At 60.5% G+C, this 15,503-nt stretch carries 14 protein-coding genes; 8 read left to right on the top strand and 6 right to left on the bottom strand.

The genetic code is table 11. The features are described from left to right. Nucleotides 1-62: 62 nt before the first annotated feature. Nucleotides 63-1,382 carry an MFS transporter gene (locus tag WBR25_RS18940; protein WP_101531384.1) on the bottom strand — a complete coding sequence of 440 codons (1,320 nt, stop codon included), beginning with the start codon at nt 1,380-1,382 and terminating at the stop codon, nt 63-65. A gap of 166 nt (nt 1,383-1,548) precedes the next feature. Between WBR25_RS18940 and WBR25_RS18935 the strand changes: the two genes are divergently transcribed. After that, the gene (locus WBR25_RS18935) at nt 1,549-2,223 is read left to right on the top strand and encodes a Dph6-related ATP pyrophosphatase (RefSeq protein ID WP_429121777.1); all 675 of its coding nucleotides are present in this window, start codon (nt 1,549-1,551) and stop codon (nt 2,221-2,223) included. A 106-nt stretch (nt 2,224-2,329) separates the two neighbouring features. Continuing rightward, a complete protein-coding gene (gene aphA, locus WBR25_RS18930; RefSeq protein ID WP_479748935.1) occupies nt 2,330-3,049 on the top strand; it encodes an acid phosphatase AphA in 720 nt (239 codons plus the stop codon). Nucleotides 3,050-3,121: 72 nt separating this feature from the next. On the opposite strand, the gene WBR25_RS18925 is transcribed toward aphA, so the two are convergent. Continuing rightward, nucleotides 3,122-3,388 carry a hypothetical protein gene (locus WBR25_RS18925; RefSeq protein WP_005348674.1) on the bottom strand — a complete coding sequence of 89 codons (267 nt, stop codon included), beginning with the start codon at nt 3,386-3,388 and terminating at the stop codon, nt 3,122-3,124. Nucleotides 3,389-3,557: 169 nt separating this feature from the next. Here WBR25_RS18925 and WBR25_RS18920 point away from each other — a divergent pair, with 169 nt between their 5' ends. Next, nucleotides 3,558-4,379: an HDOD domain-containing protein gene (locus tag WBR25_RS18920; RefSeq protein WP_019446506.1), complete on the top strand. Its 822-nt coding sequence runs from the start codon at nt 3,558-3,560 to the stop codon at nt 4,377-4,379. 128 nt (nt 4,380-4,507) lie between these two features. Continuing rightward, complete coding sequence (locus tag WBR25_RS18915; RefSeq protein ID WP_479748932.1) at nt 4,508-5,005, top strand: GNAT family N-acetyltransferase; 498 nt, start codon at nt 4,508-4,510, stop codon at nt 5,003-5,005. Nucleotides 5,006-5,158: 153 nt separating this feature from the next. Here the strand turns inward: WBR25_RS18915 and WBR25_RS18910 are convergent, their stop codons facing one another. Both WBR25_RS18910 and WBR25_RS18905 read right to left on the bottom strand, forming a co-directional pair. Next, nucleotides 5,159-5,335 carry a hypothetical protein gene (locus tag WBR25_RS18910; protein ID WP_005340085.1) on the bottom strand — a complete coding sequence of 59 codons (177 nt, stop codon included), beginning with the start codon at nt 5,333-5,335 and terminating at the stop codon, nt 5,159-5,161. Nucleotides 5,336-5,841: 506 nt separating this feature from the next. Continuing rightward, the gene (locus WBR25_RS18905; RefSeq protein ID WP_021231596.1) at nt 5,842-7,119 is read right to left on the bottom strand and encodes a cation:proton antiporter; all 1,278 of its coding nucleotides are present in this window, start codon (nt 7,117-7,119) and stop codon (nt 5,842-5,844) included. 216 nt (nt 7,120-7,335) lie between these two features. Between WBR25_RS18905 and metH the strand changes: the two genes are divergently transcribed. Both metH and rimK read left to right on the top strand, forming a co-directional pair. Next, nucleotides 7,336-11,031: a methionine synthase gene (metH, locus tag WBR25_RS18900; RefSeq protein ID WP_479748931.1), complete on the top strand. Its 3,696-nt coding sequence runs from the start codon at nt 7,336-7,338 to the stop codon at nt 11,029-11,031. Nucleotides 11,032-11,262: 231 nt separating this feature from the next. Further along, nucleotides 11,263-12,159 carry a 30S ribosomal protein S6--L-glutamate ligase gene (rimK, locus tag WBR25_RS18895; RefSeq protein WP_005340088.1) on the top strand — a complete coding sequence of 299 codons (897 nt, stop codon included), beginning with the start codon at nt 11,263-11,265 and terminating at the stop codon, nt 12,157-12,159. 95 nt (nt 12,160-12,254) lie between these two features. Here rimK and WBR25_RS18890 read toward each other — a convergent pair whose 3' ends face one another. Then, the gene (locus WBR25_RS18890) at nt 12,255-13,499 is read right to left on the bottom strand and encodes a sensor histidine kinase (protein ID WP_479748929.1); all 1,245 of its coding nucleotides are present in this window, start codon (nt 13,497-13,499) and stop codon (nt 12,255-12,257) included. After that, complete coding sequence (locus WBR25_RS18885) at nt 13,496-14,164, bottom strand: response regulator transcription factor (RefSeq protein ID WP_047434725.1); 669 nt, start codon at nt 14,162-14,164, stop codon at nt 13,496-13,498. Before WBR25_RS18885 ends, WBR25_RS18890 begins: the two co-directional genes overlap by 4 nt. Nucleotides 14,165-14,252: 88 nt before the next feature. On the opposite strand from WBR25_RS18885, the gene WBR25_RS18880 reads away from it, so the two are divergent. Both WBR25_RS18880 and WBR25_RS18875 read left to right on the top strand, forming a co-directional pair. After that, nucleotides 14,253-14,675 carry a hypothetical protein gene (locus tag WBR25_RS18880; protein WP_005340092.1) on the top strand — a complete coding sequence of 141 codons (423 nt, stop codon included), beginning with the start codon at nt 14,253-14,255 and terminating at the stop codon, nt 14,673-14,675. A gap of 86 nt (nt 14,676-14,761) precedes the next feature. Next, complete coding sequence (locus WBR25_RS18875; RefSeq protein WP_103251105.1) at nt 14,762-15,247, top strand: hypothetical protein; 486 nt, start codon at nt 14,762-14,764, stop codon at nt 15,245-15,247. The last annotated feature ends 256 nt before the right edge of the window (nt 15,248-15,503 follow it).

The following is a 15,503-nucleotide window of genomic DNA, read 5'->3' as shown; positions in this document are numbered from 1 at the left end:
GGCGAAACTGAACATAAGCAGTACAAAAAAGCCCCGGCAGATACCGGGGCTTGTTGTTCGGGTCAGGCCGCTTGCGGCGCTTGCTGCTGCCGGATGGCTCGTTGCTGGAACCAGAGCCAGAGACCTATGGCGAAACCCAGCACTGACAGACTCACCACATAGTGGGAGGGGGCCAGCATGTCGCTCTTCATCCAGAGGGTCACCGCCATCGGGGTGAGGCCGCCGAAGATGGCGTAGGCCACGTTGTAGGAGAATGACAGACCGGAGAAGCGCACCACCGGCGGGAAGGCGTTGACCATCACGTAAGGCACGGCGCCGACAATCCCGACCGCAAAGCCTGCCAGCATATAGAGCGGCACCAGCTGGCTCGTACCAGCCGCCAGACCGTGATAGAAGGCGTAGCTGGAGCCCGCCAGCAGCAGGGAGCCGAACATGAAGGTGAGACCGCTGCCCAGTAGGTCGATCAGTCGGCCATAGACGATGCAGCCGAGGGTCAGGGCCACGATCGCCAGCGAGTTGGCGGTCAGGGCGTCAGCCGGGCTGATGCCATAGACCTTCTGCAGATAGGTCGGGGTCATCAGGATCACCACCACGATACCGGCGGAGAGCAGCCAGGTGAGCAGCATGGAGACCACCACGCTGCTCTTGTGGTTGCGCAGCACCGACTTGAGGGGCAGTTCGTCAGCCAGGGTCTTGTTGGCTTTCATCTCGGCGAAGACCGGGGTTTCGTGCAACCAGCGACGCAGGTACATGGCGACGATGCCGAAGATACCGCCCAGCAGGAAGGGCACTCGCCAGCCCCACTCGCTCACTTCGGCCGGGGTCAGGCTCTTGTTGACCGCAGTGGCGATGAGGGAGCCGAGCAGGATGCCGGCCGTCAATCCCGCCGTGAGCGTGCCGCAGGCGACCCCGACCCGACGGGCAGGAACGTGCTCGGCGACAAATACCCAGGCGCCGGGCACTTCACCGCCGATGGCAGCGCCTTGCAGGATACGCAGTCCCAGCAGAGCGATGGGTGCGCCGATGCCGAGCACCGCATAGGTGGGCAGCAGACCGATCAACAGGGTCGGCAGCGCCATCATGATGATGCTGAGGGTGAACATCCGCTTGCGACCGATGAGATCGCCAAAGTGGGCCATGATGATGCCGCCAAGTGGGCGGGCCAGATAACCGGCGGCGAAGATGCCGAAGGTCTGGAACTGGCGCAGCCACTCGGGAATATCGGCCGGGAAGAACAGCTCGCCGATGACCACGGCGAAGAAGACGAAGATGATGAAGTCGTAAAACTCCAGCGCGCCGCCGAGGGCAGCCAGACTCAGGGTTTTGTAATCCTGTCGATTGAGGGGGCGGGCGTGATCGTGTTGTTGTATGGTCGTGGTCATATCCGTATGTTTCCCATCGGTTTTTTTAGTTATTGTCACCCCGTGCAAGGGGCATATACAGGTGATCGAGAGTATGCTGCCTGCCTCTTGTGTGTAAATCGCGCAATTCGCAACACTGTCTTGCATCTTTTTGGGGCAATCCGAGTGCCCCGCTGGCGGAGGAATGATGGAAAAGAAACGGGTATTGCTCTCCTGGAGCAGCGGCAAGGATTGCGCATGGGCACTGCATCAGTTGCGGCAAGATCCCGCCATCGAAGTGGTGGGGCTGTTTACCACCCTCAATCAGGCATTCGAGCGGGTGGCGATGCACGGCGTGCGCAAGCAGCTGTTGACCGAGCAGGCCGCCTGCGTCGGGCTGCCCCTCATCACCATCGATCTGCCCTGGCCCTGCAGCAACGAGGATTACGCCCGCATCATGACCGGCTTTATCGCCGATGTGGTGGCACAGGGGATCCGCCATATGGCCTTTGGCGACTTGTTCCTCGAGGATGTGCGCGCCTACCGTGAAAAGCAGCTGGCAGGTACCGGCATCGAACCACTGTTCCCGCTCTGGGGCAGCAATACCCGTGAACTGGCGCCGCAGATGGTGGCCGCTGGGTTGAAGGCGCGGATCAGTGCTCTCGACCCGAACAAGCTGGATGCCAGCCTGGGTGGCCATGAGTTTGACGAGGCACTGCTGGCGGCGCTGCCGGAGGGGGTCGATCCGTGCGGCGAGAACGGCGAGTTTCACACCCTGGCCTATGATGGCCCCATGTTCTCCCGTCCGCTCGGCATTCGGGTCGGCGAGACAGTGGTGCGCGACGGCTTTGTTTTTACCGATCTGCTGCCAATCGAAGATTAATTATCGGGCGTCAAATGCTCCCTTTTGCAGGAGCATTCACAGATTTGAAGGGCTGGATGGGGGCACTATTGGCCCCCTCTTTTGATTGAAGATGACAACCTGCCTTATGAAACACGTCTCTCGTCCGGCGCTGCTTGCCTCCTTGCTGGCTGCCGCCCTCTCTCTGCCTGCCGTCGCGGGTCAAGCCGCTACCGTTCAGCCAATCCCTGCCGGTGTCACTACCGTCACTCTGGCCCAGCAGGCGCCAATCCACTGGGTATCGGTGGAGCAGATTGCCAAGAGTCTGGATGGCCTGCCGCCAATGGCAGTCGGGTTTGATATCGACGATACCCTGCTCTTCTCCAGCCCGGGTTTTTATCGCGGCAAGCAGGAGTTCTCGCCTAACGACGAGAGCTATCTGAAGAACCCCGCCTTCTGGGAGAAGATGAATAACGGCTGGGATGCGTTCAGCATGCCGAAAGAGGTGGGCAAGGCGCTCATCGCCATGCACCTCAAGCGCGGTGACCACATCTATTTCGTCACCGGCCGCTCGGCCACCAAGACCGAAACCGTGAGCCAGACCTTGCAGCAGACCATGAATATTCCGGCCGACCAGCTCAATCCGGTGATCTTCGCCGGTGATCAGCCGGGCCAGAACACCAAGGTGCAATGGCTCAAGGATAAGCAGATGAAGCTCTTCTACGGCGACGCCGATGGGGATATCAAGGCGGCGCAGGAGATCGGCATTCGCGGCATTCGTCTGCTGCGGGCCGCCAACTCCAGCTATCGGCCACTGCCGTTGGCAGGGGCGCTGGGGGAAGAGGTGATCATCAACTCCCAGTTCTGATCCGGAGTGGATCCATGCAAAAGGGCGGGGCCATTGGCACCCGCCCTTTTTGCATCCGTCATCCAGCTCGGGTCAGTCGTCTGCCCACGGCATCTCGGGCAGGCTGTCGAGGAACTCGCCGTAACGGGTCAGATTGAAGGGGCCCTGATCTGCCTCCATCGCCATCAGCTCGGCACCGAGGGCGCAGGCGATATATTGCAGCGCCTCTTCCCGCGGGGTGCCCTTCATCACCAGCCGCATCAGGGTCGCCTTCACATGGGGAGGGTGACCGTCGTTGAGCTGGTTCTCCACCATCTCCAGCAGCGCGTCTTCATCAAAAAATTCCTGAGTGTCGTTCATGGGATATCCGCAACAGTGAATGTGGCGGCCAGTATAGCCTGAATGGGGCTAACACCTTGAACAGCCTGCGAATAAACAATCCGATGGGGAGGCCATTTGTTACCCATAATTAGGAGGAGTTTGCCAAGGCAAACAGGTTGGAACACAGATAACATGGATGGACACGCCTATGCCCACGATAGATTCCCTGCTGGCCGAGCCCAAGCTACTGCCCCAGATCCCGGAAGTGATGCGCGATTTGATCCAGACCTTCAATGAAAAGGATCCGGATCTGCTCAAGATCAGCAAGTTGATCAACAAGGACCCTGTCATCTCCGCCAAGTTGCTGCGGTTGGCCAACTCGGCCAAATTCGGCAGCAGTCGTCAGATCGGCACCGTCAATGAAGCCGCGGTGCGGCTGGGGTTGGCGATGGTGCGCAACATGGTGCTGGCCTGCGGGCTCACCGAATCGGTCACTGCGGTGCCCGGCATTGACCTCAAACATTTCTGGGGCTGCGTTTTCAACGTGGCTGAGCTGGCCCGTCGTCTGGCGGTGAAGAAGGGGATGAAGGGAGATGAGGTTTTTACCTGCGCCCTGCTCTACGATCTTGGCCGACTGGTGATGCATGTGGGCCTGCCGGAAAACACAGTTCACCACATTCACGATCTGGAGTTGCACAAGGGACGGGCCAAGGCGGAAGAGCTGGTGGTCGGCTTCAACTATGCCCAGGTCGGGGCGGCCATGGCACGTTACTGGAAGTTCCCCGAGACCATCAGCAATGCGGTGGAGTATCACTACAACCCCATGCTGGCCAAGGAGTTCTCTCCCGAGGCCGGGTTGATCCATCTGGCGATCGTGCTGGCTGCGCAATCCGATGTGGGGGAAGAGGCGCCACCCGAGTGGCCCCACAAGGTGGCAGATGCGCTGGGGTTGAGCTGGGCCGATTGTGCTGCCCAGTTCACTGCGCTGCGCGAGCAGGGTAATGGCTACGCCGGGTTGCTGGCTGCCTGAGCCCGTTTATCCCATCTCATCAGGGGCCAACATGGCCCCTTTTTCATGGCCGATGGTGCCACAGGCTTGCCAGCCCGGGAGTGACGGGGCACTCTTTGCCCTTCACTTTCCGTTTGAGAGCCCTTGCCATGATTGCCTCCTCCCGCCTGATCCTGCGCGAAATGATCGCCACCGACGCCCCCTTCATCCTTGAGCTGCTCAATGACGGCGACTTTTATCGTTACATCGGTGATCGTGGCATTCGCACCCTCGAACAGGCGCAGGAGTATATCCAGCAGGGGCCGGCGGTTAGCTATGCCCGTTATGGTCACGGGCTCTATCTGGTGGAGCGCAAGGAGGACGGTGTCAGCCTCGGTATCTGCGGCCTGATCAAGCGAGATACCCTGGAGCAGGTCGATATCGGTTATGCCTTCCTGCCGCAATATCGCGGTCAGGGCTACGCCATTGAAGCGGCGCAGGCCGCCCTTGCCGATGGCAAAAGCCGGTTGGGGATCGGGCAGGTAGTTGCCATCGTCACTCCGGGCAACGAGCGATCCATCGGCCTGTTGGCCAAGCTGGGGCTGGTGCGCAGTCGACTGGTCAAGTTGAGCGAAGATACTGATGAGTGCCTGCTGCTGGAGCAGTGATCAAGGTCAGAGAGCTGAAAAGCGAATGGCGAGGTAGCTGTCAGGCTGAGTGACAAGCAAGAGGCCGGGTCTGGCTAAAGGCGTGAGAGAAGCAAAGAGGCCGCCGTGAGTTGCGGCCTGTCTGCATCGGGCGCTGCCGGAGGGCAGGCAGGATCAGTTGAGGTCTTCGATGGAGAACTCGCCAGCGATACCATCACAGGAGATGGCGAAACCGCCGCTGAAGCGGGTGCTGAACTGGATCAGGAACGCATCATTGTCGTGCTCTTGCACAGGCAGGTTGATGGGCTTGCTGCGACGCAGGGGCTTGTGTGTTTGTACTGCTTTCATCATGGTATTTCTCTATATCAATTAGGTGTTTGCTCCTTGTATTGGCAAATGTCAGGTCAATGGGCGCGGTCGATTGGGTGAACGACAAGCGCGCAGGAATACCCAGCCCGGTTAAGGGGCGTCTGCACTTTCAAGGAATATGCTGATGCATAAATCAAATTGGGTGGGCAGATCGGGTCTGCACCGTGAGAGCCGGGCAACGCAGGCAGACAGCCTGACGGTTCTCAAGGCGAGTAAATCAGAAGAAGGTTATGCGGGTACTGGCAGGATTCATCGTGAGGTGAAGCATTGCAGGGTAAACATAAACAGGGCTGATTAACTAGCCGACGCGCATTCTCTCCTCGAAATGAATAAAAAGCAAACAATAATTTGCCGATGTTAAAGTCAGTACGCTTTTCCTCTGTGTAATCAAGGTGCTATCAGCAGCAAATATCCGCCGCTATCCGCCATAAAAAGAGGGCTCCCGACGGGAGCCCTCTCTCACTCTGCAATCAGCACAGTGGGCCGACTCAGTAGTCGCCACAGGCCTTCTTGGCAGCCGTGATCATCGGGGTGATGGTCATGCCTTGCACCACGATGGAGAACATCACCACCGAGTAGGTCATCACCAGGATGACCTGACGCAGGTCGACGCCATGTTCCGGGATCATCATGACGCCGGAGGGGAGTGCCAGTGCCATCGCCATGGCCAGACCACCGCGCAGGCCACCCCAGGTGAGGATCCGCACCGAGAAGGTGTTGTAATTGCGGAATCGGCGGAAAGCCACATAGGGCAGCGACACGCTGATAAAGCGGGCGCCCAGGCAGAGCGGCACCGCAATGACCAGCAGGATCCAGTCACGCCAGGCGAGATCCAGCAGTACCAGCGCCAGACCGATCAGCAGGAACAGCAGGGCGTTGAGGAACTGGTCCATCAACTCCCAGAAGTGATCCAGGTGATGGCTGCTCTGCTCGGAGAAGCCGGAGTGACGTGTCCAGTTGCCGATCATGATGCCGGTGACCACCATGGCCAGTGCGCCAGAGACGCCGATCATGTTAGCAAAGGCAAAACCGGCGGTCGGGATGCAGAGGGTCAGCAGCAGCTCCAATGAACCGTCATCGGTGGCGCTGATCATCACGTGGGCGATGAGGCCCAGCACGGCGCCGAACAGGATGCCACCGAGGGCTTCGTGCAGGAACAGGCCGGCCACGCTACCGAAGGTGGGCTCGACACCGCCAAAGGCGACGGCAAACACGGTAGCGAAGATGACGAGGCCAACACCATCGTTGAACAGGGATTCCCCTTCGATCTGGATGGCGATCTGGGGTGGCGCTTTCATCTTCTTGACGATGGCCAGTACGGCAATCGGGTCAGTGGGGGAGATCAGCGCGCCGAACAGCATGCAGTAGACCAGCGGCAACTCCCAGCCCAGCAGCTTGGCGATAAACCAGAAGCCGTAGCCGATGAGGAAGGTGGAGAGCAGGGTGGCAATGATGGCCAGAATGGTGATCTCCCACTTCTGGCTACGCAGCGCCTTGAGGTTGATGCCGAGGCCACCGGCGAACAGCAGGAAGCCCAGAATCCCCTTCAGCAGGAAGTTCTGGAAGTCGATGCTCTCCATGGTCTTGACGGCAAGAGGTTCCAGATTGAACCAACCCAGTTTGCCAAACAGCACCAGCAGTGCGGAGATCAGCATGGAGCCCGCAGTAATGGCGATGGTGGTCTGGATCTTCACAACATACTGGTTGGCAAAGGCGATAAAAATCGCCAACGCTGCCAGAAAACAGAGTGTGTAGTAGACGCTCATAGTTATTTTTTTCTCGTTGGTAGACAGCAAGCACGTATCCCTATGCAGGACGGGCATAGGTTACTCTCGGGCCCTATGTTACTCATTACCCATAAATGAGTATATGGTGGTGCATTTGGACTGATAGACGGCTAGATTTCCATTTTATTTGTTTGCTGTTAGGATGCTGTCTACGCAGTTGCATGGATGTAAGAGGAACACGCGGTGTCGAACGTAATGTCGAGCAGAGAGCCGAGCAAGCAGTCGGACGTAACAAAGAAGCTGGAAGCCTGCCTCAGGGAGCGGATCCTGATCATCGACGGGGCCATGGGCACCATGATCCAGGGCTACAAGCTGGGGGAGGCAGATTATCGGGGTGAGCGGTTTGCCGACTGGCATACCGACATCAAGGGCAACAACGATCTGCTGGTGCTGACCCGTCCGGCGGTGATCCGCGAGATCCACGAGCAGTATTGCGCTGCCGGGGCCGACATTCTCGAGACCAACACCTTCAACGCCACTCGCATCGCCATGGCCGATTACGAGATGGAAGAATTCTCGGCCGAGATCAACCGTGAAGCCGCTCGTCTGGCCCGCGCCGTGGCAGACGAGTGGACGGCAAAAGATCCCGCCAAGCCGCGTTTCGTCGCAGGGGTGTTGGGCCCCACCAACCGCACCGCCTCCATCTCGCCGGATGTGAACGATCCCGGCAAGCGCAACGTCACCTATGACCAGCTGGTGGCCGCCTACACCGAATCGACCCATGCCCTGATCGAGGGCGGCGCCGATATCATCCTGATCGAAACCATCTTCGATACCCTCAACGCCAAGGCGGCCGCCTTCGCGGTGGAAGGGGTGTTCGAGGCGCTGGGCTACAGCCTGCCGGTGATGATCTCCGGCACCATTACCGATGCCTCTGGTCGTACCCTCTCGGGCCAGACCACCGAAGCCTTCTACCACTCGCTGCGCCACGTCAAACCGGTCTCCTTCGGCCTCAACTGTGCGCTTGGCCCTGACGAGCTTCGTCAGTATGTGGAGGAGCTGTCTCGCATCAGCGAATCCTACGTCAGTGCCCACCCCAACGCGGGTCTGCCCAATGCGTTTGGCGAGTACGACCTCGATGCGGGTGAGATGGCAGAGCATATTCGCGAGTGGGCCCAAAGCGGCTTCCTCAACCTGGTAGGCGGCTGCTGCGGCACCACCCCTACCCATATCCGCGCCATGGCGGACGCCGTGGCGGGCATCAAGCCGCGTGTGCTGCCCGAGCTGCCGGTGGCCTGTCGTCTGTCGGGCCTTGAGCCGCTGATCATCACCCCCGAGTCCATGTTCGTGAACGTGGGGGAGCGCACCAACGTTACCGGTTCGGCCAAGTTCAAGCGGCTGATCAAGGAGGGGCTTTACGACGAGGCGCTCGACGTTGCCAAGCAGCAGGTGGAGAACGGCGCCCAGATCATCGACATCAACATGGACGAGGGGATGCTGGACGCCGAAGCGGCCATGGTGCGCTTCCTCAACCTCATCGCCGGTGAGCCGGACATCGCCAGGGTGCCTGTGATGATCGACTCCTCCAAGTGGGAGGTGCTGGAAGCGGGCCTCAAGTGCGTGCAGGGCAAGCCGGTGGTCAACTCCATCTCCATGAAAGAGGGGGAGGAGAAGTTCATCCAACAGGCCAGATTGCTGCGCCGCTACGGCGCCGCCGTCATCGTGATGGCGTTCGATGAAGCGGGGCAGGCCGATACCCGCGCCCGCAAGTTCGAGATCTGCCAGCGTGCCTACCGGATCCTGGTGGATCAGGTCGGTTTCCCGCCGGAAGACATCATCTTCGACCCCAATATCTTCGCGGTAGCGACCGGCATCGACGAGCACAACAACTACGCGGTGGACTTCATCGAGGCGGTGAAGGACATCAAAACGCACCTGCCCCACGCCATGATCTCCGGCGGCGTCTCCAACGTCTCGTTTTCGTTTCGTGGCAACGAGCCGGTGCGCGAAGCCATTCACGCGGTTTTCCTCTACCACGCCATCAAGAACGGCATGGATATGGGGATCGTCAACGCCGGTCAGCTCGCCATCTATGAAGACATTCCGATGGAGCTGAAAGAGAAGGTCGAGGCGGTGGTGCTCAACCTCAATGACAACGCCACCGAGGAGCTGCTGGCCATCGCCGAGAAGTATCGTGGTGCCGGTGCCCAGGCTGAGGATCCGCGGGATCAGGAGTGGCGCAGCTGGCCGGTGGGCAAGCGGCTGGAGCACGCGCTGGTCAAGGGGATCACCGACTTTATCGAAGAGGATACCGAAGAGGCACGCGCTGGTGCCGAGAAGCCGCTGCACGTCATCGAAGGGCCGCTGATGGATGGCATGAACGTGGTCGGCGACCTGTTCGGTGCGGGCAAGATGTTCCTGCCGCAGGTGGTGAAGTCGGCGCGGGTGATGAAGCGGGCGGTGGCCTATCTGCAGCCCTATATCGAGGCGGAAAAATCGGGCGGCTCCAGCAATGGCAAAATCGTGTTGGCGACCGTGAAAGGGGACGTGCACGACATCGGCAAGAACATCGTCGGGGTGGTGCTGCAGTGCAACAACTTCGAGATTGTCGACCTCGGGGTTATGGTCTCCTGCGAGACCATTCTCAAGACTGCGCGGGAGGTCGGCGCCGATATCATCGGGTTGTCGGGTCTCATTACCCCATCGCTGGACGAGATGGTGCACGTGGCCAAGGAGATGGAGCGTCAGGGCTTCAAGCTGCCGCTCTTGATCGGCGGTGCCACCACCTCCAAGGCGCACACTGCGGTCAAGATCGAGCAGAACTACTCGGAGCCTGTGGTCTATGTCTCCAACGCCTCCCGCGCGGTAGGGGTGGCCCAGAGCCTGCTTAGTCCGGATCTCAAGGAGGCGTTTGTCGCCCGCATCGACAAGGAGTACGAGATCGCCCGGGATCAGCATGCCCGCAAGCAGCCGCGCTCCCGCCCGGTCAGTCTGGCTCATGCCCGCGCCAACCGGCATCAGCTGGACTGGGTTGGCTATCAGCCGCCGAAGCCCCGCGAGCTCGGGGTGCAGAAGTTCGAAGATGTGGCCATTTCGGTGCTGCGCCCCTACATCGACTGGACGCCGTTCTTCCTCAGCTGGGAGCTGGCGGGCAAGTATCCGCGCATCCTCGAGGACGAGATCATTGGCGAGGAAGCGACCAAGTTGTTTGCCGATGCCAACGCCATGCTGGACCAGCTGGAAAAGGATCAGAGCGTGCGCTGCGCCGGGGTGATCGGCCTGTTCCCGGCCAACGCGGTAGGGGACAGCATCGAGGTCTACAGCGACGAGTCGCGCACCGAGGTCATCAAGGTGCTGCACCACCTGCGCCAGCAGAGCGAGAAGCAGGGCTTCCCCAACTACTGTCTGGCGGACTATGTGGCGCCGAAAGAGAGCGGCAAACCCGACTGGATCGGTGCCTTCGCGGTGACCGGCGGTATCGGTGAGGAGGCCATCGCCAAGGCCTACAAGGCGCAGCACGATGACTACAACGCCATCCTTATTCAGGCGGTGTGCGACCGTCTGGCCGAAGCCTTTGCCGAGTATCTGCACGAACAGGTGCGCAAGGTACATTGGGGTTATGCTCCCGACGAGGCCCTCAGCAACGAGGAGCTCATTCGCGAGAACTATCAGGGTATCCGCCCGGCCCCCGGTTATCCGGCCTGCCCGGAGCACACCGAGAAGGGGAGCATCTGGGAACTGCTAAAGGTGGAGCAGGCTATCGGCATGCAGCTCACCGAATCCTACGCCATGTGGCCGGGGGCGGCGGTATCGGGTTGGTACTTCTCTCATCCCGAGAGCAAATACTTCGCGGTGGCGCAGATCCAGCAAGATCAGGTGGAAGATTACGCCGTTCGCAAGGGGATGACGCTGGCAGAGGCCGAGCGCTGGTTGGGGCCAAACCTGAGCTGACTCCCGCGTGACACCGGTTGATCTTTAACGAGAAACGGCGGCATCCTTGCACGGGTTGAACAACCTGCGCAGAGCCGCCGTTTAACCTGTTGGTCACAGTGATGTGGTAGCGTGCGGTTTGGTGTGGTTTGTCTTGTTGTCAGGATAAACAATTGGCGTTGTCTTGGCGCTGTGGCACCTTATACTCTCCCGCCCCATCCTGCCCAGGCACAGCCTTCTAGCGGAATTGTCATGAAGATCGCCATTTTATCCCGTGAGCCGAAAAACTACTCCACCCGCCGTCTGGTCGAGGTGGCACAGGCGCGCGGCCATCAGGTAGAGGTGCTCGACACCCTGCGCTGCTATATGAATATCGCTTCCCACAACCCCTCCATTCACTACGAGGGTGGGGAGCTGGGAAGTTATGACGCCGTGATCCCGCGGATCGGGGCCAGCATTACCGCCTACGGCACCGCCGTGCTGCGCCAGTTCGAGATGATGAACACCATGGCCCTCAACAGCTCGGTGGCCATCAGCCGTTCCCGCGACAAGCTGCGGGCGATGCAGTTGCTCTCCCGCCACGGCATCGGCCTGCCCATCACCGGCTATGCCCACAGCACCCACGACGTGCCCGACCTCATCACCATGGTGGGCGGGGCGCCGCTGGTGGTGAAACTGCTGGAGGGAACCCAGGGGATTGGCGTGGTGCTCTGCGAGACTCAGAAGGCCGCCGAGAGCGTGATCGAGGCCTTTATCCAGACCAACAACAACATTCTGGTGCAGGAGTATATTCGCGAGGCCAATGGCGCCGATATCCGCTGTCTGGTGGTCAACGGCAAGGTGGTTGCGGCCATGCGCCGTCAGGCCCAGCCGGGGGAGTTTCGCTCCAACCTGCACCGTGGCGGCACCGCCGAGGCGATCAAGATCACCCCGGAAGAGCGGGCGACCGCCGTGCAGGCCGCCAAGATCATGGGGCTGGATGTGGCGGGGGTCGATATCCTGCGTAGCGCCCGTGGCCCGCTGGTGCTGGAGGTCAACTCCTCCCCCGGCCTGCAAGGGGTGGAAGCCGCCTCCGGCAAGGATGTGGCCGGCAAGATCATCGAGTTTCTCGAACTCAAGGCGAGCCGCAAGAACAAACCGGCGGAGTGAGCCGCGGGCTTGCAGTAGCCAGATAGCAACAGGGCGCCCTCGGGCGCCTTGTTGCTATCTGGCTGGTGGGTTGGCGGTGCCACTGCGCCCTCACCCTAACCCTCTCCCAAAGGGAGAGGGAACTGTTCGGCAGTGATCATCGCCAGCCGGGCGCTAAATACGCCATCCTCGAGCCGGGTGTCGATCTGCCAGCCCAGCTTCTCGCAGATGCGCTGGATGATGGTGAGGCCACAGCCGTAGCCGAGGATCTGATCCGGTGCCGCCGCCGTCGGGTTGCTGATGGTGAGCACCGGGCCGCACAGCTCGATGTCGATATGTCCCTCTGCATAGCTCAGGGCATTTTTCAGCAGGTTGCCGAGGGCGATGGCGAGCAGGGAGAGGGGGGCGTTTACTTCGCTGTTCTCGTCCAGATTAAGCCGGATATCGAGTGCCTCCCGCTGCAACAGCGGAGTGAGGCGGGCCAGCTCCTGACGGATCAGCGGGGTCACCTGTTGCAGTGGCCTCTCCACTGCCTCCTTGCGGCCCAGCAGCAGGAAGGTCTCGGTGAGCAGCGCCATCTCGTCGGCGGCGGCGCGGATGCGGGTGGTGGCGCGGGCCGCTGGCGCGGGCAGATCCGTCACCTTGCCAAGCAGGGCGGCCGAGCCCTGGATCACCATGTTGGGGGTGCGCAGCTCGTGGCTGGCGAAGCGACTGAACTCCTGCTCGCGGGCAAATACCGCGCTCACCTCCTGTTTACCGGCCAACAGTGCCAGCTCGATATCCCGCAGCTCCTGCCAAGGGGCGTCGGGTTCGAAATCCGCCTGATCCGGGGTGAGGTGGGCAACCCTCTGTTGCAGCCGTTGCAGCGGCCCTGTGATATGGCGCACCAGCCAGATGCCGAAGCCGAGGCAGCCCAGCAGCAGGGTCACCCCGATCAGCCGGGTCGCCAGATGCAGCTTGTCTTCGTAGGGGTCGAGGTAGTCGTCGGCGTCGTCGTTGAAGACCAGATAGAGCAGTCCCTCGCCGGAGGGGTGACGGGCCACCAGAAAGTGTTTGTCCTCCTTGCCCAGTTGGTGCTCGAAAAAGCCGGGGGTCTGATAGGGCTTCAGCCACTTGGGCAGGCGGCCCGCCTCGGTCCAGTAGCTGGAGAACTGTCTGGGGCTCGGGGCTGCCGCAGCCGGGCCGAGTCGCAGCCAGTCATCGCTGTAGCGGGTCACTTCCGCCTCCAGCCAGTGGCGCAGGCTCAGCTCCTCCATCTTGTCTTCGGCCACCATCATCAGGCCGGAGAGCAGGATCAGCAGCACCACCCCGGCGCCGCCGAGCGCCATGATCAGGCGGCGGCGCAGGCTCGGCAGGTTCATGCGCTCACCAGTCGGTAGCCCTGGCCGTGCAGGGTCTCCAGCATGGGAGTGGGGAAGGGTTTGTCGAGCGCGTTGCGCAGGGCGTAGATATGGCTGCGCAAGGCATCGGAGTCGGGCTCCTCATCGCCCCAGACGGTGTCGAGCACCTCCTGACGGCTGACGATGGCGGGGGCGCGGCGGGCCAGCAGGGCGAGGATCCGGAACGGGATCTTGCCGAGCTTGAGGGGCTCACCGGCACGGGTGGCGCGGCCGCTGGCGACATCGACCGTCAGATCGCCAAAGCTGATGGCCCCCACATCGCCGCGCGGGCCACGCAGACTCAGAGCTTGCAGCCGTACCTCCAGCTCCTCCATGGCGAACGGCTTGACCAGATAGTCATCCCCTCCCGCCTTGAAGCCCGCCAGCTTGTCTTCCAGGCTGTCGCGGGCGGTGAGAAACAGCACGGGAGTGGCAATCCCCTGCTCGCGTAGGCGCGCCACTGTGCTGAGGCCATCGAGGCGCGGCATCATCACATCCATGATGATGACGTCGAAACGCTGATCCTCCAGCAGTTGCAGCGCAGCCTGACCGTGATAGGCACAATCGAGGCGGTGACCGGCCAGCTCCAGATAATCCATGATGGTTTCCGCCACCTGAGGATTGTCTTCCACTACCAAAATCTTCATGCTTTGCTCTCCTGGTTGGCGAGCGTTTCACGCTCTTTTCACACCGGATTCGGCATCCTGTTTGCCAGTGTAACCCCGAGGATCCCTGATGAAGAAGTCTCTCTGCGCCCTCCTGCTGCTTATCTTGTTGCCACTTGGCACCGCACAGGCGACCGAATTCAAACTGACCGGCCGCACCACCTGGCAGCTTGGCCAGTTGATGGTCAACGGCATGCCGTTCGTGATCGACGACCAGACTCGCTTCAAGGATTGGCTCAACGAGGATGACCTCGGCGGTACCTGGGTCGAGATGAAGGGGGTGGTGGAGAACGGCGTGCGCTATGTGCGCAAGGTCGAGGCCCTCGACGAAGATGACAAGGACGAAATGGATCTGGAGGGGCCGGTGGAAGGGGGGCGGATCTGGGGCTACACCACCTCGGACAACAGTCTGGCGCCGTTTGAAGGGCGCTGGCTCGAGCTGGAGTGCAAGTTTGACGGCATGCGTCTGAGCCGCTGCCGCGAGGATGACTGATCCGATCTCTGCGTTCCGATTAGAAATGCTCCCGAATGAAGCCCATGCTTGTCCAGCATGGGCTTTTTGTTCAGGGACGAACGAAGATGGAACAATCGAGAAAGTGGTGTGCATGGATGCTGGGTGTACCGCTCTGGGCGGCGCAGGCGGGAGCCGACGAATTGTGGCTGGTGGAGCTGGAGTACAGCGACGGCATCCGCCTGCAATTTCAGGGGGCCGAGGTGGAGCTGGGCAGTGCCGCCGTCTGGCGGCAGGGGGAGATTTGGCCACAGCCACTCAAACCCGGCGACCAGCTCGCCCTGCTGGTGGCCGATGGCGTTGCCACCCGGATTGAGCTGCTGGCCGCCAGAGCCCCGCTGGCCAATCAGCCCTGGCAGCGGGCGCAAGATCGCCTGCAATCCTTCGATGAACGGCAGCTCACGCTGGCAACTCTGGGCACTGTGCCACTCAATCCGCAGGTGCGCTGGGTCAACGGTTCGGCCGCCGATCTGCATGCCGGGAGCGAGCTGGTATTGATCCGTTCGGCGGATGGAATATTGCAGGGAATTGAAGTGATCAATCCGGAAGAGTAATTCAGCATCTTCTTATTTAATATGGTTTCACCATATTGTGGCAGCCATTAAATAATGGCTGCCACAATATTTATGATTTATTCCTCAATAAAGTCATCGCTCTAATTATTTTCTTATACCACCATTATTTTGTTTGTCATGGATGTTTTTTGGTGGTTTATTTTATTTGTGTCAGGTTTTGTCGGAGTCCATACCTGTCAAATGAAAAAGGATATTTCTACACAATAACAATTATCGTATGTCTGAAAGAGGGATA

The organism is Aeromonas sp. MTB (genome assembly GCF_056632455.1).
The sequence above is the reverse complement of the archived record's forward strand: the minus strand, read 5'-3'. Positions and strand labels throughout refer to the sequence as shown.